We start from the raw sequence: 19,417 nt of genomic DNA on the forward strand, positions 1-19,417 counted from the left end.
TCATGGAACGTTGTATTCCTGTCTGCGCCTTGCTGCCACCCATCCCACCGGAAGACAGACCACCGGCAGAATGCGCGGCACCACTGGAGTTAGAGGGAGCCTGCCTGGAATTAACACGAGCGCCATTGAGGCCGGTGGCTCCCATCCCCGCTGCCCCTGCTCCACCAGCTGCTCCACCTGCACCCATCATCGGTGGCATTGTTCCCATCGCAGAGGCACTCTGGGTGCGGGAATTCATCAGTGGGTTCAGACCAGCATTGGATACCCTCTGCATCCCACCACCCACACCGTGTTTACCAGTTGCACCGATGTTGGGAGCACCGCTTCTCGACCCCCCTCCACCGGCAAAGCCAGATCCTCCAAGACCTGCCACACCTCCGGAACCTGCACCCACGCCACCTGCGCCACCAACACCAGATAGTCCACTGGTCATTGAGGGGCTTGCTAGACCAGTCCCGGCTGATGCTGCAGTGGTCTTCAGGTCAGTGACATCCATACCATCAAGATTGTCGGTGACAGTACCAAAGCTTCCAGCGCCCATGACAGGTGACGATGTCGCACCACCGCCACCACCGCCACCTATGCCCCCTGTTCCTGCGAATCCCTGCGGTGCCAACCCCTGGGAGTTGAAGCTTTCCCCGCTACCTGCGATATCAGTCATCCCCAGAGCAATGTCCCCACCAGAACCATCAGCAGTACGGATACGCATGAGGTTATCTATCCCCGGCACACCAGCCCGAACATCAGATTGAAAGGACGATTCAAAAGAAGCCAGGAAAGAACTTTCTGCAGCAGCCCTTTCAGCCGGCTCCTTGATCATCGATATCGACAGCGCAGCCATGAATACCTGCATCTTGTTGCCCATATAAATCTGATTCAACGTACCCACGGACCGTGACATCTCCCGGGCATTCTGGGAGAAGGTTGAACCAGCTTCCGCCACTTCAGTGATGCGCAACGATGCCTGTTCAAAGACATCACCAGCATTGTTTTTCAGCAGGTCACCTGCGATGCGCTCCAATGACATAGACACCTCTGAGATCGTGGATGCCATTGTGGTCCACGAACTCTGTGCCGCCGAAACCGCCCCCGAGTTGGTTCCGGAAAAGTCACTGCAGAGCTCATCAATAGATGACGGTGCCCTCACGCTGGGTGAAGTAAAACTAAATGAATCAAACTTCGGAGTCGGCCGAACTGGAAACATCACCGACTCCTCCCCTACCTTTCCGCCGGTATCGGCGACCTCCATCCCTCGTGCGAACAATTCATCTTGACTGTTCAGCGCCTCAACCGATGCTTTGAGTGCATTCTTCAGCCACTCAATTTGTTCTGAGTAGCTAGCCAGAACCACATGGGCGGACCCTGCTCCACCGTTTATAACGTGCCCATGTCCGGCACCCAACTGGTCTAGACCTGAAACACTCGAATAACTTCCGTTAATTGCATCTACAGCATTACTATTTGCTGAAGTAAGAACATCCTGGGCTAACACTTCTAGGTCTACCAAGATTGAATCAGCAGCTGATCGATCTAACTTAAGTTCCATTGATTCCCCCAGACTGTTTGATTAACGATTCCAAGACGAATACAGGACCAGTGCACAAGTCCCTGCGGTCCCACCCATCACCAAATTCAAGATAGCTCGCCATAAACCGTCCCCATTCCAAATCAACAGCGGCAATACAATTCCGAGTATTACCGGGCATTTTATGGGTATATAACCCATCAACTTGTATCCCTGACCAATACTCTGGATCTAGATTTAAATCTGAAACCTCCTGCCAATTCATTTTGTCGGTAGCAAGGAGGAGATTGCCGCTAGCTTCGTTCTTTCCGGTAAAACCAAAACCACAAGATCTGACTACGCTTTCAGGATTCTCCGCAGCATTAGACTGCTTCCCTAACCCAGCTTTTTGAAGCTGTTCTTCGGTGAATGCTTCGCAGGGATGGAACTGCTGAGAAAATAGGCTCGCTTCAGTCGGGGCGTCCTGGTCACCTTCCTCGGGTGTTGGCGTGGAGGGTGATTCGGTGACGGTGACAGTTGTGGGTGTGCTGTCTCCGGATGAGCAGCCCATCAACAGGGCTGCGGTGGCCATGAGAATCGGCCAGGTTCGGCGCATGAGAAAACCCCCAGATCTTTGTTGTCTCGGTGAGTGCTAAAAAGGCACTCGTTCTCTTAGACTGCGAAAGTTGGGGGAAGGTTCCCTGCGGGGGAAAGGTTTTTTACCAGTTGTTGAGATTGCCGTCGAAGATGACGTTGCCAACCTTGAACTGAGCTGCCCAAAGGGACCCATTGGAGGTGTTGAAAGCCCACTGGAGGTTTGTGGTGGCACCTACACCTAGGGGTAGATCAAGGGGGATGTTGTCATCGCCATCGATGGGTTCGATGTCCATGAGTTCGCCGTTGTAGTCGACAATTTTCAACTCTGGTTGTTCAATGGCGTCGGCTGGGAGGGGGACATCGTTGAGGTTGGTGACGGCAATGTAGATGACAGAACCACCGTTATTGCCATAGCCGGTTCCTTGGAAATGGAATCGGACATTCAGACCCGGATCCTCCACTCCCTCACCATTTTCGGGTGCCATGATGGGTTCTACCTGCTGTGGTTCAAATGCGGGGGTCGCCGAAGTGGTGACTGCAATTGATTCAGTTGGGGTAACAGCAGCTTGTTCATCGGCGCTTTGGCCTGAACAACCTGCCAGAAGTGCAACTGCTGCCAGTGCGGGAATAATCCTCAACTTCACTCCGGGCTCCTTCACTTTCGTTGGTACTGGTGGAAAGTTTACTAGCCTAGAGCGTATGCGCTTTCCTGAACTCGAAGAATTGAAGAATCGTCGCACTTTGAAGTGGACCCGTTATGCGGAGGATGTCCTTCCGCTGTGGGTTGCTGAAAGTGATTTCGGTACCTGCCCACCGTTGAAAGAAGCTCTTGCTGATGCTGTAGAACGTGAAGTGTTTGGTTACCCACCAGATGAGACTGGTCTTGCGGATGCACTCAGTGGTTTCTATGACCGTCGTTATGGTTTCGCTCCGCAGCCGGAGAATGTTTTCGCCATTCCTGATGTGGTTCGGGGTCTGCAGCTTGCGGTGGAGCATTTCACCAAGCCTGGTTCTGCCATCATTGTTCCGACTCCGGCGTATCCACCTTTTATTGAGCTTCCGAAGGTCACTGGTCGCCAGGCCGTTTACATCGATGCGTACACATATGACTTGAAGGATATTGAAAAGGCCTTCGCTGAGGGTGCCGGTTCCCTTCTCTTCTGTAACCCACATAACCCGCTTGGAACCGTGTTCAGTGAGGATTACATCCGTGATCTCACTGATCTGGCGGTGAAGTACGATGCCCGCATCATCGTCGATGAGATCCACGCACCGTTGGTCTATGGCGGCAAGCATGTTGTGGCTGCCGGAGTCTCCCCCAATGCTGCCAAGTCCTGCCTCACCATCACTGCCACATCCAAGGCCTGGAATACCGCTGGTCTGAAGTGTGCGCAGATCTTCTTCACCAATGATGAGGATGTGAAGATCTGGAAGAAACTATCTGGAATCACCCGTGATGGTGTGTCCATCCTCGGTCTGATCGCTGCTGAGACGGTCTACAACGAAGGTGAATCCTACCTCGATGAGGAGATTGAAATCCTTCAGAGTAATCGTGACTTTGCTACAGCAGAACTGGAGAAACTAGGTGTCAAGGTCTACGTCCCTGATGCTACCTATCTGATGTGGTTGGACTTCTCCGGAACCAAGATTGCTGACAGCCCTTCGTTGATTATGAGGGAGGAGGGTAAAGTCATGCTGAACGATGGTGCGGCTTTCGGCGATTTTAAAAACTGCGCGCGCCTGAATTTTGCATGTTCCCGTGAAACCCTTGAGGAGGGTCTGCGCCGTATCGCCAGCGTTCTTTAAATGAAAAAAGCCGTAATAGTCACATCCCTGATGCTGTTTTCCATGTTCTTCGGAGCTGGAAACCTCATCTTCCCACCCATGCTGGGGCAGGAATCCGGTACCGCGTATCTTTCCGCCATCATCGGTTTTCTCGCCACCGGTGTTCTACTACCAGTCATCGCGATCGTTGCGGTGGTGATTTCTGGCAATGATGTCAGGGACATGGCCAGCAGGGGCGGCAAGGTCTTCGGCCTTGCCTTCCCGATCCTTGCTTATCTCTCCATTGGTGCGTTCTATGCGCTGCCACGTACCGGTGCGGTGAGTTATTCCACCGCGGTGGGTGAGGATAATGTGCTCTATTCCGGTGTGTTTAACCTCGCCTTCTTCGGGGTGGCCCTGGCACTGTCATGGAACCCCAATGGGGTGGCGGACAAGCTCGGTAAGTGGCTGACCCCGGCCTTGCTTGGCCTCATTCTGCTGCTGGTCACGTTGTCCCTGATGGTGCTGACCGGTACTCCGGGTGAGCCTCGCGGTGATTACGCCACCCAGGCTCTGGGAGCTGGCCTCTTCGAGGGCTACATGACGATGGACTCCATCGCAGCCCTGGCATTTGGCATCGTGGTGATTTCTGCATTCAAGTATCAGAAGGTTGAGAAGGTCCGTACCGCAACCGTCTATGCCGCGTTTATCGCTGGTGGCCTCCTGGCTGCGGTGTACTTAGGCCTTGGTGCCATTGGTCGTCTCTCGGGAGGTTCCTTCACCGACGGAACTGAAATCCTCAATCATGCTGCGGAATCCACCATGGGTGCTCCGGGTCGTTTCATCTTCACCATCATCGTGGTCTTGGCGTGTCTGACCACTGCGGTTGGTCTGATCACCGCAACCTCTGAGTTCTTCAACTCCCTGCTCCCAGGCATCCGGTACCACGCCTGGGCAGTTGTCTTCGCCCTGATTTCCTTCGCTGTTGCGACCCTGGGGCTAGATGCAGTCTTATCGATCGCCGCACCGATCATCACCTTCATCTATCCGGCGGCGATCACCCTGGTTCTGCTCACCCTGTTGGAGCCACTGGTCTTCCCCTTCCATGCCACTTTCATGCTCGGGATCTGGACTTCAGTGGTCTGGGCACTGTTCATGAGTGTTCCTCCACTGGTCTCCTTCATCGAATGGGCACCGCTGCACAGCATCCAGCTTGGCTGGGTGGTTCCGGTGATGGTCATGTCGGTACTGGGCATGGTGGCGGATTGGAATAAGAAGGTCTCCAAGAAGGTTGAAGAAAAGGCTGCCGTTAATACTTAATCCTTGAAGGGACTTATATGTCTGTGCCTCTTTCACTCATCGACTTTGCCACCATCTTCGAGGGTGAACGCCCCGGTGACAGTTTCAAGCGTTCCGTCGCCATGGCGCAGAAGGCCGAGGCCCTCGGATTTGAACGCATCTGGTACGCCGAGCACCACAACATGAAGCACATTTCTTCCTCTTCACCAGCGGTGCTTATCTCTCATATCGGTGCCCACACCAACACCATCCGCCTGGGTGCAGGTGGTGTGATGCTGCCGAACCACTCCCCTTATGTGATCGCGGAGCAATTCGGCACGCTGGAGGAGCTCTATCCGGGCCGTATTGATCTGGGCCTGGGGCGTGCACCGGGAACTGATATGAACACTCTGCGTGCTCTTCGCCGTGAGCCCTCCTCCGCTGAGTACTTCCCGCAGGATGTGGTGGAGCTGCAGTCCTATCTGGCTGGTCGTTCCCGTCTGCCGGGTGTGGAGGCGATTCCGGGTAAGGGCACCAATGTTCCTCTCTACATCCTGGGATCCTCACTGTTTGGTGCCCAGCTGGCAGCAAAGCTGGGCATGCCGTATTCCTTCGCCTCACACTTTGCTCCCACCCACCTGGAGCAGGCGGTCACCACCTACCGTCAGAGTTATCAGCCTTCCGAGCAGCATCCGGAGCCCTATGTCATCGCTGCGGTCAATGTCACCGCTGCGGACAGCGTCGATGAGGCCCAAAGACACTTCGCGGATGTGGCACGCGAGCGGGTACGCAGCATGGCATCCCGTGGACGGACCATCACCGATGAGCAGTTGGACGCCATCATGGATTCCCCGTCCGGACGTCAGATCGTGGATATGCTGCGCTACACCGCCATTGGTACAGGCGTGGAGGTCAAGGCCTACCTGGATGAATTCGTCCAGGTCGCCCAGGCAGATGAACTGATGATTTCCCTGCAGTCCCCGGATACCGAGACCACTGCCCGCAGCATGGAGATCCTCGCTGACGCTTGGTTCTAGCCTGTCTCTCACCCTTCAACCACCGCTTCTCTCCTTCTTCGGCGCAGTCCGAGGAGGGAGCATGGCGGTGGTTTTCTTTATGCCTATGAGCCTGTGTGTCCCCGTATAAAACGATCCCGACCCTAGCCAGTACCCACTATTGGACTGATAACCTTGAATGAAGAACGAGTGTAAGACGCAAGATCCAACATCAGGAGGAATCCCATGTCCTTTCACCCACGTCGTAGTTTCACCCGCAGGATGACGGTGACTGCTGCAGCCACCGCATTGCTGGCCAGCACGGCCATCCCCGCGCAAGCTCAGGAACAGGCACCACCGCCCAATGACTTCCTCGCAGTGATCTCCTCGATGATTCCGGAGGAGGTGCAGAGCGGCATCATGCTCTCACTCGGAGTGCCGGTGATCGGCAGCTCCATGTTCTCCTCCTACGTGCTGAACATCCCGCAGTGCGGGCTGCATGACACCAGGGCCTGCTAGAGGCCGCACCACGGCACAACTGTGGCGTCGATAAGCGCCTGGTTAAAGCGCGCCGAGCCGATCAACGGTGATATCGCTTTTACGCTGCAGGAGCATCTCGGCAAATTCAAAGGGTTGCGGATCAGCACCCCGTGGGAAAGCCACCACATAGGGCTGGATGGATTGCACGCCGGTGGTGTTCGCCCGTTCCCGCACGTGCCCGGGCAGCAGGGCCACATAGGAACGCGGCGAGCGGTCTGACCAGACCTGCACTGTGGTCAGGTCGGCGGTGGGGAAGGAAATACCGGTGCGCGGGATCATGACGGTATCTCCCACAACCAACACTGCTTTGCGACGCCGCGACCATACCACCAGCATCGATCCCAGCGCTGCGGCCATGCCGCAGGCTGGTGCTGCAGCCGCAATGGCGAACAGGGTCCGCATGGGTCCCTGTGCCTCCATCCACTCGATGGTGAAATAAAACAGGAAGGGCGCACAGATAAGCACGAACAGGACACAGGTCATCATCGCCTTCGATGTGACCAGTGCCCGTGTACCGGTGCGGACCTTAACTGCCTCCATGGAGGATAATGGTATCCCGATCAACCTAAAGTCACCGAGATAACCACCATTATGGGGAATGAAAGTATCGTGGAAACTACCCCTGTATCCCGAGCCATCGTCTCACTGGTCTGAAAACGCAGCGCATAGGTGTATACATTCTGAGCAGTGGGAAGCGCACCGAGCACCACCGCTGCCATCAATGCAGACCCCTCCATCCCAAAAGCCATCGCGAGAAACAGGGCGATGATCGGATGCACAATATTTTTAAAGGCCACCGCGAGGAACACGTCCCGGCGCGCCACCTCCCCCTTCTTCAGGATGCGGGCATGCGCCAGAGAGAGGCCGAAGACGACGAGTGCCAGGGGTACTGCAGATCCGGCCAACATGGAGACTGGCTGGGCGAGGACGTTAGGGACGGTGATCGGTGTCAGGGAGATGAGGATGCCAGCCAGGGCTGCCAGGACCATGGTGTTCGACAGTGGGGTGATGATGAGGTTTTTGATCAGACTGGTGTTGCGTGGGTTGTGCAGCATCTCCAGGGCAGTCATGGTGATCGGTGCGTAGAAGGCCACCTGGAATAAGATGACTGGCACCACCACGGTGAAGTCATCAAGTACATAGGCCGCCAGGGGTATGCCGAGGTTTCCGGCGTTGGCGTAGGAGGAGGCCAGCATGCCCACGATGGCGTCTGCTGCGGTTCTTTTCAGGATCAGTCTCATGATGAGGAAGAAGCTGAATCCCACGATCAGGGCTGATACGGAGATCACCACGAAGTTGATGGAGAAGATCTCTGCGGGGTCTGTGTCGGTGATCTTGTCAAAGAGCAGTGCCGGTGTGGCCACGTAGTAGACGAACAATCCCATGGATCGTTGTGCCCCTGTACCCAGGACGCCGGTGCGTCCGAGCATCATCCCGACGCCGATGACGATGAAAACCACGGCAAAGCCCATGAGCACCTGTTGCATGACTGGCTATTCTGCCATCCCATTATCCTTGAGGATGTCTCGGATGATCTCGGCGATATGTCGGGCCCTCCTACCTGTGCCCTGTTCAATGTGAGTTCTGCATGAAAACCCATCGGCGATCACATGGCCGGTGGCTTTCCTGACCTTGGGAAAGAGCTCGCGCTCCCCCAGCGCGAAGGACATCTGCGCGTGGTCCTTCTCAAAACCCCAGTTCCCGGCCAGACCACAGCAACCGGTGCTGATCTGTTCCTCCCTGATCCCCAGCGACTCCAGGAGCAGGGCCGCATGGTGGGGATCACCCAGGGACCGTTCATGGCAGTGCACCTGGGTCAGGGCCGTGGTGTCGGTGGGACGTAGGGTGCCCTGATCCACCATCTTGTTGAGTCGGGGCGCGATAAACTCGGCAAAGGATGTGGTCAGTTCCGAAAGCCGTGCCAGATCGGGGTTATCCGATAAGCCCGTGGCTTCGTGGGTGAGCATGGCGGTGCATGACGGTTCCAGCCCCACAACGGTCAGCCCCTGATCCAGGTGAGGTTTCATCACCTTGGCGGTCTGCTCCAGCACCCTGCGTGTCATCCCCAATTGGCCAGTGGAATGCCAGGTCAGACCACAACAGACAAATCCCTCAGGGATGATGACGTGATATCCCAGTGCCTCCAGCACCGTGATGGCTACCCGGGCCGGGCCGGTGTCCAGGTTGGTGTTGAAGGAATCTGGCCACAACACCACAGTGTTACCAGTATTCCCGGTACCGGTGTTCTGGTGGGTATCCGGATGTTCCTTGCGCAGGGAGCGATGGGCGAAACTAATCAGGGGGCGGTCCGCTAAGCCAGCGATTTTACGGATCACCGGGGATACGAGGGGGGAACGGAGGGTGGCGTCTATCAGCGTGGGAACGCCGGGCACCTTGTGCGCCAGGTGGCCGAGCAATGGCAACCACCCCATTACATAATGCGCCCGGGGCCGCAGTCGACCCTGGTAATGATGGTTGAGAAACTCCGCCTTGTAGGTGGCCATATCCACATTGACCGGACATTCTGAGGCACATGCCTTGCACGACAGACAGAGGTCCAGTGCCTCGGCGACCTCGGTGCTGCGGTAGCCCTCGGTGATGGACTCCCCGCGGAACATCTCAGATAACAGGCGCGCCCGGCCGCGGGTGGAGTGCACCTCATCGCCGGTGATCTGGAAGGAGGGGCACATGGCGTCGGACTCGGAACGGCAGGCGGACACCCCGACGCACCGGTTGACGGCATTGACGAGGGATCCGTTGTCCTTTTCAAATCTGTGCACGGGGGTGATTTCAAGGGCACGCTGGCCGGGATCCATGCGTAGGCCCTGAGTTACGGGATCCGCCCAGACAAGTACTCCCGGGTTGAAGATGCGGTCTGGATCGAAGATGAGCTTGAACTGCTGGAATAACTCCAGCATCGCCGGGGAGTACATGTGGTTCAGCAACGCGGAACGGGCACGGCCATCTCCATGTTCACCGGAGAGACTGCCACCATGGGAGGTGACCAGCTTCGCGGCATCGTTCATGAAATTATGGAAGTCGGTGACACCTTCCGGAGTGGTGAAATCGAAGCTGATACGCACATGCACACAGCCTTCGCCGAAGTGGCCAAAGGGAATGCCCTGGTAGCCATATGTTGCCATGAGCGCGTAGAGATCATGCAGATAATCAGCGAGGTGCTCGGGTGGGACGGCGGAATCCTCCCAATTGGGCCAGGCCTCCCCGCCGTCTGGAAGGCGGGTGACAATCCCCGCCGAGGCTTCGCGGATCCGCCACAGCCCCCGCATCTCAGTGTGCTCATGGGTGATGTGGTGATCAATGGTCGGCATGGTCGCAGCAACCAGCTCAGCGGTGTGCAGTGCCTGCTCGAGGGTGTCGCCGACCGTCTCACAGTAGAGCCACCCGCCTGCTGCCAACCCCTTGCGGTTACCCGGGAGGTTATCCCCGGCGTGTTCCTGTCCCTGTTTGCTCCGCAGAGCTGCCAATAGATCACCACCCATCCCCTCGATGGTGGTCACACCGGGCAGCCGCAGCGCATGTGCGGCACGGGCTGCATCAAAGACGGTGTCAAAGGCGAGTACCGCCAGGGCTGTATGTTTCGGGACGGGTACCAGCGCCACGGTGAGCCTGGTGATGATGCCCAGAGTTCCCTCCGACCCCGCAATGGCCCGGGCCATATGGGTGTTGAGATAATGCAGACCGTATCCGGAAACCTGCCGGGGGAAACGGCCAAGTTCCTCAGAGATGGTTCCGGCATGACCGGTGGCCAGGGCAGTGAGTTTGGCCTGGATCTCCGGATCATCACAGCCGTCCTTGGTGAAGGTGACTTCCCGGCCATCGGCGAGCATGAGGGTGATATTCACGAGATTCTCCGCAGCGGTACCGTGGGCGACGGAGTGTGGGCCACAGGCATTATTGGCTACCATCCCACCGATGGTGCACCGGCTGTGGGTGGAAGGATCTGGCCCATAGGTCAGGCCGTATTCCGCGGCGGCATCACGCAGGGCATCACAGACCACACCAGGTTCGATGGTGGCGGTGCGGTTCTCGGGATCGATGGTGAGAATGCGGTTGAAATAGCGTGAGGTGTCAATGATCAACCCCTCCCCAATGGCATTACCGGCAACAGAGGTACCACCACCCCGGCCGACGACAGACCACTCTCGGGCCACCGCGACAGCAATCGCATCCCGGATGTCCTGCGTGTTCTGCGGTTCCGCTACTGCAGCAGGTACACGTCGGAAAATACCTGCATCCGAAGTATAGGCAGCGCGGGTGGTCATATCGGTGCGCAACTTCGCCCGGGCTTGCCTGGAGTAGATTTCTGGGCTGAGTCGGTTGAATCTGATGGTGTGTGCCATGGGGGTAAACCTTGTCTCCGCAGTCTTGCCATAGGGACATTGGCTAACATGTTACCTGTTACTGCATTCATATGTGAGACAATTTCCCCATGCCTTCAGATTATGTTGGAAGAGAACGATCCCTCACCGAGCAGGTAATGGAGTACGTGCGGGACTCAACCCTCAACGGAGAGCTGAAAACAGGAGAGTGGTACAGCGTTTATCAACTAAGCGACAGGCTGGGGATTTCCCGCTCCCCGGTCCGCGACGCACTTCTCCGCCTGGAAGAAGCCGGGCTTATTCAATTCACCCGAAATCGCGGGTTTCAACTAGTCGAAACCCACCCCGAGGACATTGCTGAGATTTTCAGCCTCAGGCTTGCAATCGAGCCTGCAGCCGCATACCGGGCGGCGCTCCAGAGAACGGCCGAGGAACTTGAAGAAGGCGACAGGATCTTAAAAGCAATGGCTACCTGCGTAGAAGAAAACGATGAAGAAATGTTCTTCCTACATGACCGGTCACTTCACGAACTCATCCTCCGGATGGGGAACTCCTTCAGGGGTGCTGAACTGGTGGATCGCCTCCGGGACCACACTCGGATTCTCGGCCCCTCAACCGCAGAGACCTCAAGGCCCCTCCAGGTAATCCTGGAAGAGCACGAGCCGGTCCTTTCCGCCATACGCCGAGGATCAGCAGAAATTGCAAAAGCCTCGATGCGGGAACATCTTCAGACCACTGGAAAGCTACTGCTTTCCCAGGCCATCATTCGCACCCAGACAACCCTGGACACTAAATCATCATCCGAGAATGCGGCTGCCACAGAAAAAATCTGGGAGGAGTTTGCCTCAGGGGTATAAAACCAAGACCCACCTAGTAACATGTTAACCTTCATGACATATTAGATGTCACCCAACTCGATAAAATAGTTTTTCTTTTCCCTCCAACCTCAAATATTTCAGCGAGGCATCTAACCCGTTCTGCATTTAGCTTCCTGCTTCCAAACGACTAATCTCATGGTTCATGAGTAAAGCGAGCCGGGCGGTGTCATCCCTGCGTTTGGCAACCCCACTTCTGGCTCTGGCACTTGCAGGATGCTCCGCGGGCTCCACCGCTTATCAGGTACCACCTGATTTCGACTCCGGGCACTCCTCCATCGTGGTGGCCACCACGTCAGCACCAGCGTCTCTGGACTTCACCAACACCTCAGGTGCTGCCATCCCCCAGGCCTTGATGTCCAATGTGTATGAGGGGCTGGTCCGGATCAATTCTGAGGGTGAGATTGAACCGCTGCTGGCCACCGGGTGGGAGGTGTCTGATGACCGCCTGATCTACACCTTCACGCTGCGCGAAGGCGTGTATTTTTCCAACGGTGATCCCTTTAATGCCGCCAGTGCGAAGTTCTCCCTTGACCGGGTGAAGACAGACTGGACCAATGGTCTGAAATCCGGCATGGATGTGGTGGATTCCACCGAGGTGGTTGATGATCACACACTGAAGGTCACGTTGTCACGCCCCTCGAATCAGTGGTTGTGGAATATGGGTACCGCGATCGGGGCGATGATGACTCAAGGGGGCGTCGATAGGCTTGCCACCCAGCCTGTGGGCACCGGCCCTTATGAGCTGACCCACTGGTCGGTGGGGCGCGCCATCGGTTTTGAGGCGCGCCCGGATTACTGGGGGGACACCCCTGCCAATGATGCGGCCACCATCCGGTATTTCAGTGATGCCACCGCCACCACCAATGCTCTACAAAGTGGTGATGTGGACATGATCTGGGCCATGCAGGCACCGGAGCAGCTGGCGATGCTTGATGATTACACCGTGGCTGTGGGCACCACCAATGGCGAACTGTTGTTGTCGATGAATAACCAGCGCTCCCCCTTTGATGATGTCCGTGTGCGTCAGGCCGTGATGTTTGCCATTGACCGTCAGGCGGTGATCGACACCGCCCTGGAGGGTTATGGCACAGATATCGGCGGGGTCCCGGTACCTCCCACCGACCCCTGGTTTGAGGAGTCTGATCTCTATCCATATGACCCTGCGCGTGCCCGGGCTCTGTTGGAGGAGGCAGGTGTCCTGGGTGTGGAGGTGACCATGTCCATCCCGAGTCTGCCCTATGCCCAGGCGGTCAGTGAGATTGTATATTCGCAGCTGCGTGAGGTGGGTTTTGATCCGGTCATTGAAACAACTGAGTTTCCCGCGGTGTGGTTGGCACAGGTGATGGGGCAGAAGGATTATGACATGTCCTTGATTGCTCATGTGGAGCCCCGTGATGTGCCCACCCTCTTCTCCCCCGGTTATTACCTGGGCTTTGATGATGCCGATACTCAGGCTCTCCTGGCCTCTGCTGATGAATCCGATGATGAGGTAGCCCTGATGCGGGAGGCGGTGGAGAACATCATGGAGCAGGCTGCTGCCAACACCTTGATGAATGTGGCCAATATCGTGGTCATGGAACCCGGTGTCACCGGGGTGGATCCCAATGTGGTGTCCGGTGCGCTGGAATTGTCCGGTATCCAACAGGGTTCTGAACGTGCTGCCACCGGTGGGGAGAATGCACAATGACCTTGGCTAAAACCCTGCTGCGCTATCTGATCACCATCATCATCGCCAGCATCATCATCTTCCTGTTGATCCGGGTCATTCCCGGTGATCCAGCTGCAGTGGCCCTGGGGGTCACCGCCACCCCGGAGGCAATCGCCCAGCTGCAGTCACAACTGGGTACTGACAAGCCCCTGGTGGTGCAGTACTTTTCCTGGATTTCGGGGATGCTCACCGGTGATTTCGGTACCTCATTGAGTTCAGGGCAGGATATGTCCCCGTTGATCCTTGACCGCCTGCAAGTGAGTCTGATCCTGGTGGGATGTTCCATCGTCTTATCCCTGCTCATTGCGGTTCCCCTGGGTGTGCTCGCAGCACAGCGCGGTGGAACAGCTATCTCTGCGGTGAGTCAGGTGGGTATTGCTATCCCCAGTTTCCTCGCCGGTATTCTGCTGGTCTCCGTCTTCGCGGTGGGCCTGGAGTGGTTGCCTGCCAATGGGTGGATTCCGCCGAATCAAGACTTTGGTGGTTTCCTGCAACGGCTTATTCTTCCGGTCCTCGCGCTGACTGCTGTGCAGGCCGCCATCCTGACCCGTTATGTCCGCTCGGCTGTGGTGGATGTGATGAGTGAGGATTTCATGCGTACCGCCCGTGCCAAGGGCATGACGCTGGGTCGGGCACTACGTGTCCACGGACTGCGTAACGCCGCCCTGCCGGTGCTGACCATCACGGGACTCCAATTGACCTCCCTGATCATCGGTGCTGTGGTGATTGAGCAGGTTTTTGTCATCCCCGGGATCGGTTCCATGCTGTTGGAGTCTGTCTCCAACCGTGATCTGACCACGGTGCAGTCCATCGTGATGCTGCTCGTGGTGTTTACCCTCATGGTCAACCTCATCGTTGACCTGCTCTATCAGGTTCTCGACCCCAGGATCAGGAGATGACGCGCACCATGTGGACCCTTCTCACACGCCTGCCGCTCTCAGGCCGCATCGGGGCGGTCATCGTCCTGGTTGTCACCGTCATGGCGGCCATCTCTCTGGTCTGGACGCCTTATGATCCGGTTCAGGTTTTTCCCACAGAACGTCTGGAGGGTAGCTCCGCCCAACACCTCTTCGGTACTGACCGCTATGGTCGGGATGTGTTCTCCCAGATCATGGCCGGGTCCCGCATCACCTTATTCGTGGGGCTTGTCGCGGTGGCCATCACAGGAGTCATCGGCACCCCGCTGGGCATCCTCGCCGGCATGCGTCGTGGCTGGTGGGAAACCTTTGTCATGCGTGGCGCGGATCTGCTGCTGGCCTTCCCCGCCCTGTTGCTGGCGATTGTCTCCGGCGCGGTGTTCGGTGCTTCCACAGCCAGTGCGATGGTAGCCATCGGTGTGGCTGGAATCCCTGGTTTTGCCCGCGTGGCCCGTGCTGGAACCCTGCAGGTGATGAGCAGGGATTTCGTGCAGGCGGCACGCAGCTCCGGCATCACCACCCCGGTGATAGCCCTGCGTCATGTCCTGCCCAATATCACCAGCATGCTCATTGTCCAGGCGTCCGTGACCTTCGCGCTGGCCATCCTGGCTGAGGCGGCGTTGAGCTTCCTCGGACTGGGCACCCCACCACCAGACCCCAGCTGGGGCCGCATGTTGCAGACCGCACAGGCATCCCTGGGTGTCACCCCGATGTTGGCTGTGTGGCCAGGCGTTGCCATCGCGGTGACGGTGCTGGGTTTCAACCTGCTTGGCGACGGTCTCCACGACGCCTTCGACCCCAAACGTGAGGTGAAAGTCCGTGCTTGAGGTTAAAGATCTGACCATCGGCGATCATCTGGTGGATGGTATCTCCTTTGACATCGCTCCCGGTGAACGCGTGGGCCTGATCGGGGAATCCGGATCAGGAAAAACCCTCACGGCACTGGCGGTGATGGGGCTGACTGACCTGCCCACAACAGGATCAACACTGCTTGATGGAGAGGTGTCCTGGACGCATCGGGGGAAGAAGATCGCCATGGTCTTCCAGGAACCCATGACAGCGCTCAACCCTTTGATGCGCATCGGCCACCAGGTGGAGGAGATGATGCGTATCCACGGGGTGGGCCGACGTGAAGCTCGGAAGCGCTGCACTCAGATGCTCCTCGATGTCTCCCTCCCCGCCCGTGCCGCACGGGCCTATCCCCATGAGCTTTCCGGTGGTCAGCGGCAACGCGCACTCATCGCCATGGCCATGGCCAACAACCCCGATGTGCTCATCTGCGATGAACCGACCACAGCACTTGATGTCACGGTGCAGCGACAGATCATCGACCTCCTGCTGCACATGACGGAAGAACGTGGCACCTCCCTGCTGTTCATCACCCACGACCTGGGGCTGGTGGCACATACCTGTGAACGGGTACTGGTGATGAAATCCGGTGAGATCGTGGAACGCGGACCTGTGTCGACGGTGTTGTCCACCCCGGAACATGAGTACACACAGACGCTTCTTGCCACCTCCATCCTGGGCACCCCGGTCATTGAGGACAACTACGGGGGTGAGGTGATCAGCGTTGATCAGGTCACCCGGGTATTCAGGAAGATTACCGCTTTGAATTCAGTGGATTTTAAGGTTCATTCCGGTGAGCGTCTGGGCATCGTCGGTGGTTCCGGTTCCGGAAAAACCACCCTGCTCAAGATACTGGCCGGTCTGGATAAACCCACCACCGGCGAGGTCACGGTGGCAGGTGGCACACAGATGGTGTTCCAGGACCCACAGTCCAGCCTTAATCCCCGCATGAAGATCCGCGACATCGTGGCGGAACCCCTCATCGGTTGGGCCACCGCGGATACACATGCACGTGTGGTGGAGGTCTTGGGTGAGGTCGGTTTGGGCCCTGAGGTGCTTGACCGCTTTCCCCATGAATTCTCCGGAGGTCAGCGTCAGCGCATCTCGATTGCCCGGGCGTTGGGGCCGAAACCTGCCATTCTGCTTGCCGATGAACCGGTTTCCGCACTTGATGTCTCCGTGAGGAAACAGGTGTTGGATCTGCTGGCCAGGCTGGTGGATGAATATGGCATCACCCTGGTCTTCGTCTCCCATGATCTCAACGTGGTGCGTCATATCTGCACCACCGTCATGGTGATGGATCAGGGGAAGATTGTGGAACAGGGTCCGGTGGACAAGGTCTATGCCCACCCGTCTCACGACTACACCCGCATCCTCTTGGACGCCGTGCCCCATTTGTAGCCCGAACTGTGGCTACACCAGGGCTGATGCCAATGTCAGGGTGCCCCTGGTGTCGTAGAGGGGCCCACCACTGCGCCCCTGCCCCAAATCAGAAGAGACCAGCTCAATCTCATCCACGTGCCATTCCGGTCCTTCATAGACAGACAAAGCCCGGACCAGGTCCGGGATCAGCGGATCCCACCCACGCAGACGCATGCGCTGGGAGGGACGGGCGACAGTGAAGTGGGCACGTTGGCGTTTGCGTTCATCCGGGTCGATGAGGCAATCCGCCATGAGCTGGCGAAGCTGCCTCGTGTCCCCACCGGCACCTATCCAGAGGTTTCTGTTGTTGAAGGAACCCGCACCCTTGAGCCTGATGGTGAATTCCTCATTCATCCGGGCTGCCACACTCAGGTGCTCAATCAGGTCATCGACCACACCTTCGGGTTGTTCCCCATAGAAAGCCAAGGTGATATGCCAGTTGTCGGGGTCTCCCCAACGAAGGTCTCCCCCCAGTTCATCCCGGAGGGGACGCAGGGTTCGGACCAGATGTTCGGTGACCTCAATCGGCGGTCTGATCGCAGCGAACAGTCTCATGTCCGTCATGATAGCCGGGAATCCCACAGGGCAGGTCCAATTGAAAGTAGGCTGGTGAGAATCTGTATTTCATCAACCCCCATGGAGAGGGTGTCCCCCATGAGTGATCGTATCGTCGTGGTCGGTTCCATCAACGCTGATCTAAATGTCAATGTGGCACGCCACCCCAACCCTGGAGAAACCCTGCTGGGTAGCGGCGGCAACATCACCGCCGGCGGCAAAGGGGCAAACCAGGCGGTGGCCGCGGCTCTCCAGGGCGCCGATGTTGCCTTCATCGGGGCGATCGGCGACGATGCCTATGTGAAACCAGCACTGGAATACCTGGACTCCTCCGGTGTGGACCTCACCGCCGTGGCCACCACCCCAGAGACCACCGGGTTGGCTGTCATCACCATTGACGCGGAGGGGGAAAACAGCATTGTAGTTGTCCCCGGTGCGAATGCCCTGGTGACTACAGAGATGGTGTCTGGTCACAGGGAGCTCTTAGCTGATGCAGGCATCGTGTTGTTGCAGGGAGAGATCCCTGCTGATGGTTTCAAGGAGGCGGTCCATCAGACCACGGGTCGTGTGGTGGTGAACCTGGCACCGGTGATTGAGGTGGATCGGGAAGCACTGCTGGAGGCTGATCCGATCATTGCCAATGAGCATGAGGCTGGTCTCATCCTGGAGCAGTTGGGGGCAACCGTTCATTCAGAAGAACCTCATGAGCTGGCTCAGGCTCTCCTGGATGCAGGCTTCCACTCCGTGGTGCTCACCCTGGGAGGGGCCGGTGCGCTGGTGGCAGCGGGGACCACCATGACCAATATCCCCACGCCGGTGGTACAGGCGGTGGACACCACCGGTGCCGGAGATGCCTTCGCCGGAGCACTCTGCGCCCGCCTGACCAAGGGCGACAACCTGGTGACTGCCGCACGTTTTGCGGCACGGGTGGGCGCTTACTCCGTAACAGGAGAAGGCGCCCAGGCATCCTATCCGGATGCGGGCGCCGTATTACCTGACCTGTGAGTTGAGTGCCTTAAGAGGACGTGATCTGCAGGAGAATGTCAGTGGAGAGAAGGTGTTCCTCTGACACCTCGAAGATCTGGTTCAGGTACTCGACCTGAGCTTCGAAATCATGTGCGTTCATCATTGGTGATTATCTTAGACCCCAGCGCGCTTTTTTACACGTGAAGGTGAAAAAGTGCGGGTGGGGACTGGCCGTCGACAAGCTCTCTTAGCTCGCCACCGCAACCTTCTCCGGCGCTGCGGTCTTGTGCAGTGGGCGGTTGCGCACGATCGCGGTGTAGATGGCACCGGTGATGTTGTGGACCACCGCTGCCACCGCACCGGGCAGTGCGGCCTCGGGACTGAAGAAACGGCCAGCCATGCCAGAAGCCAGGCCTGCAGACTGGGTACCGATCTCAATGGCCATGGTGCGGTTGACTGCCTCAGGAAACTTGAACAGACGTCCGGTGACATAGCCCAGGACATAACCTGAGACGTTGTGTACGATCACTGCAGCAAAAACAATGAGGCCCACGGTCATGAGGCGCTCTGCATTGTTGGCCACTGCGCCGAACACCACACCACCGATGCCCAGGATGGACAGCCACGGCAACACTGGCATGATGCGGTTGATCCACTTACTTAGGAAGACACGCAGGGTCAGGCCGAGGATGACGGGCAGCAGAACCGTCTGCACCAGTGACCATGCCATGCCTGCACCATCCACCTCAGTGGCGGTTCCGGACAGCATCAGCATGAGGGCTGGGGTCATGATCGGGGCGACGATGGTGGACATCGAGGTCATACTGACCGACAGTGCCACGTCACCGCGGCATAGGAAGGCGATGACATTGGATGAGGTACCGCCCGGAACGGCACCGAGCATCAGCAAACCAACGGCCAATGCGGGATTCAGCCCCAGGGCTTTGGCCACAGCTACTGCCAGCAGCGGCATGATCACGAACTGGGCAACCACACCGATGAACACCGGCAGGGGGCGCTTGAGCACCATCTGGAAGTCTGGAAACGTGAGGGTGATCCCCATGGTGAACATGATGATGTTGAGGAAAATGTTTATGTAATTTT

At 57.5% G+C, this 19,417-nt stretch carries 17 protein-coding genes and 1 pseudogene; 10 read left to right on the plus strand and 8 right to left on the minus strand.

The window, feature by feature from the left end:
- The 3 genes and pseudogenes from Q0M74_RS06585 to Q0M74_RS06595 all read right to left on the minus strand — a co-directional run.
- Positions 1 to 1,054 (minus strand): annotated as a pseudogene (locus Q0M74_RS06585) (hypothetical protein); the annotation flags it as partial.
- Positions 1,055 to 1,535: 481 nt separating this feature from the next.
- On the minus strand, positions 1,536 to 2,096 hold the full coding sequence (locus Q0M74_RS06590; RefSeq protein ID WP_293952668.1) for a DUF3558 domain-containing protein: 561 nt from the start codon (positions 2,094 to 2,096) through the stop codon (positions 1,536 to 1,538).
- 127 nt (positions 2,097 to 2,223) lie between these two features.
- Positions 2,224 to 2,745: a hypothetical protein gene (locus tag Q0M74_RS06595; RefSeq protein ID WP_293952670.1), complete on the minus strand. Its 522-nt coding sequence runs from the start codon at positions 2,743 to 2,745 to the stop codon at positions 2,224 to 2,226.
- A gap of 55 nt (positions 2,746 to 2,800) precedes the next feature.
- Between Q0M74_RS06595 and Q0M74_RS06600 the strand changes: the two genes are divergently transcribed.
- From Q0M74_RS06600 to Q0M74_RS06615, 4 genes are all read left to right on the plus strand, one after another.
- Complete coding sequence (locus Q0M74_RS06600) at positions 2,801 to 3,907, plus strand: MalY/PatB family protein (protein ID WP_293952672.1); 1,107 nt, start codon at positions 2,801 to 2,803, stop codon at positions 3,905 to 3,907.
- The gene (gene brnQ / locus Q0M74_RS06605; protein WP_293952674.1) at positions 3,908 to 5,185 is read left to right on the plus strand and encodes a branched-chain amino acid transport system II carrier protein; all 1,278 of its coding nucleotides are present in this window, start codon (positions 3,908 to 3,910) and stop codon (positions 5,183 to 5,185) included.
- Between the two features lie 17 nt (positions 5,186 to 5,202).
- On the plus strand, positions 5,203 to 6,180 hold the full coding sequence (locus Q0M74_RS06610) for an LLM class flavin-dependent oxidoreductase (protein WP_293952676.1): 978 nt from the start codon (positions 5,203 to 5,205) through the stop codon (positions 6,178 to 6,180).
- 204 nt (positions 6,181 to 6,384) lie between these two features.
- Positions 6,385 to 6,657, plus strand: coding sequence for a hypothetical protein (locus Q0M74_RS06615; RefSeq protein WP_293952678.1), 273 nt, complete (start codon positions 6,385 to 6,387; stop codon positions 6,655 to 6,657).
- 42 nt (positions 6,658 to 6,699) lie between these two features.
- Here Q0M74_RS06615 and Q0M74_RS06620 read toward each other — a convergent pair whose 3' ends face one another.
- The 3 genes from Q0M74_RS06620 to Q0M74_RS06630 are packed head-to-tail and all read right to left on the minus strand — an operon-like array spanning position 6,700 to position 11,039.
- Entirely contained in the window at positions 6,700 to 7,218 is a 519-nt protein-coding gene (locus Q0M74_RS06620; RefSeq protein ID WP_293952680.1) for a hypothetical protein, read from the minus strand.
- 20 nt (positions 7,219 to 7,238) lie between these two features.
- Positions 7,239 to 8,165, minus strand: coding sequence for an AEC family transporter (locus Q0M74_RS06625; RefSeq protein WP_293952682.1), 927 nt, complete (start codon positions 8,163 to 8,165; stop codon positions 7,239 to 7,241).
- A 6-nt stretch (positions 8,166 to 8,171) separates the two neighbouring features.
- Positions 8,172 to 11,039, minus strand: a complete 2,868-nt coding sequence (locus Q0M74_RS06630; RefSeq protein ID WP_293952684.1) for an FAD-binding and (Fe-S)-binding domain-containing protein — start codon at positions 11,037 to 11,039, stop codon at positions 8,172 to 8,174.
- 89 nt (positions 11,040 to 11,128) lie between these two features.
- Here Q0M74_RS06630 and Q0M74_RS06635 point away from each other — a divergent pair, with 89 nt between their 5' ends.
- The 5 genes from Q0M74_RS06635 to Q0M74_RS06655 all read left to right on the plus strand — a co-directional run bounded on the left by Q0M74_RS06635 (position 11,129) and on the right by Q0M74_RS06655 (position 16,771).
- Positions 11,129 to 11,875, plus strand: a complete 747-nt coding sequence (locus Q0M74_RS06635; RefSeq protein WP_293952686.1) for a GntR family transcriptional regulator — start codon at positions 11,129 to 11,131, stop codon at positions 11,873 to 11,875.
- Positions 11,876 to 12,038: 163 nt separating this feature from the next.
- Positions 12,039 to 13,583 (plus strand): ABC transporter substrate-binding protein, encoded by a 1,545-nt coding sequence (locus Q0M74_RS06640; RefSeq protein ID WP_293952688.1) that lies wholly within the window; start codon positions 12,039 to 12,041, stop codon positions 13,581 to 13,583.
- The gene (locus Q0M74_RS06645) at positions 13,580 to 14,503 is read left to right on the plus strand and encodes an ABC transporter permease (protein WP_293952690.1); all 924 of its coding nucleotides are present in this window, start codon (positions 13,580 to 13,582) and stop codon (positions 14,501 to 14,503) included. The genes Q0M74_RS06640 and Q0M74_RS06645 overlap by 4 nt, the downstream gene beginning before the upstream one ends.
- Entirely contained in the window at positions 14,500 to 15,348 is an 849-nt protein-coding gene (locus Q0M74_RS06650) for an ABC transporter permease (RefSeq protein WP_293952691.1), read from the plus strand. The genes Q0M74_RS06645 and Q0M74_RS06650 overlap by 4 nt, the downstream gene beginning before the upstream one ends.
- Positions 15,341 to 16,771 (plus strand): ABC transporter ATP-binding protein, encoded by a 1,431-nt coding sequence (locus tag Q0M74_RS06655; protein ID WP_293952692.1) that lies wholly within the window; start codon positions 15,341 to 15,343, stop codon positions 16,769 to 16,771. The genes Q0M74_RS06650 and Q0M74_RS06655 overlap by 8 nt, the downstream gene beginning before the upstream one ends.
- A gap of 12 nt (positions 16,772 to 16,783) precedes the next feature.
- Here the strand turns inward: Q0M74_RS06655 and thpR are convergent, their stop codons facing one another.
- Positions 16,784 to 17,347: an RNA 2',3'-cyclic phosphodiesterase gene (gene thpR, locus Q0M74_RS06660; protein ID WP_293952694.1), complete on the minus strand. Its 564-nt coding sequence runs from the start codon at positions 17,345 to 17,347 to the stop codon at positions 16,784 to 16,786.
- Between the two features lie 99 nt (positions 17,348 to 17,446).
- On the opposite strand from thpR, the gene Q0M74_RS06665 reads away from it, so the two are divergent.
- Positions 17,447 to 18,352 (plus strand): ribokinase, encoded by a 906-nt coding sequence (locus Q0M74_RS06665; RefSeq protein WP_293952696.1) that lies wholly within the window; start codon positions 17,447 to 17,449, stop codon positions 18,350 to 18,352.
- A 208-nt stretch (positions 18,353 to 18,560) separates the two neighbouring features.
- Here the strand turns inward: Q0M74_RS06665 and Q0M74_RS06670 are convergent.
- Positions 18,561 to 19,417, minus strand: an 857-nt coding sequence (locus Q0M74_RS06670) for a bile acid:sodium symporter family protein (RefSeq protein ID WP_293952698.1), incomplete at its 5' end; no start/stop codon positions are given.

It is taken from the genome of uncultured Corynebacterium sp. (assembly GCF_945649885.1).
GTDB lineage: Bacteria > Actinomycetota > Actinomycetes > Mycobacteriales > Mycobacteriaceae > Corynebacterium.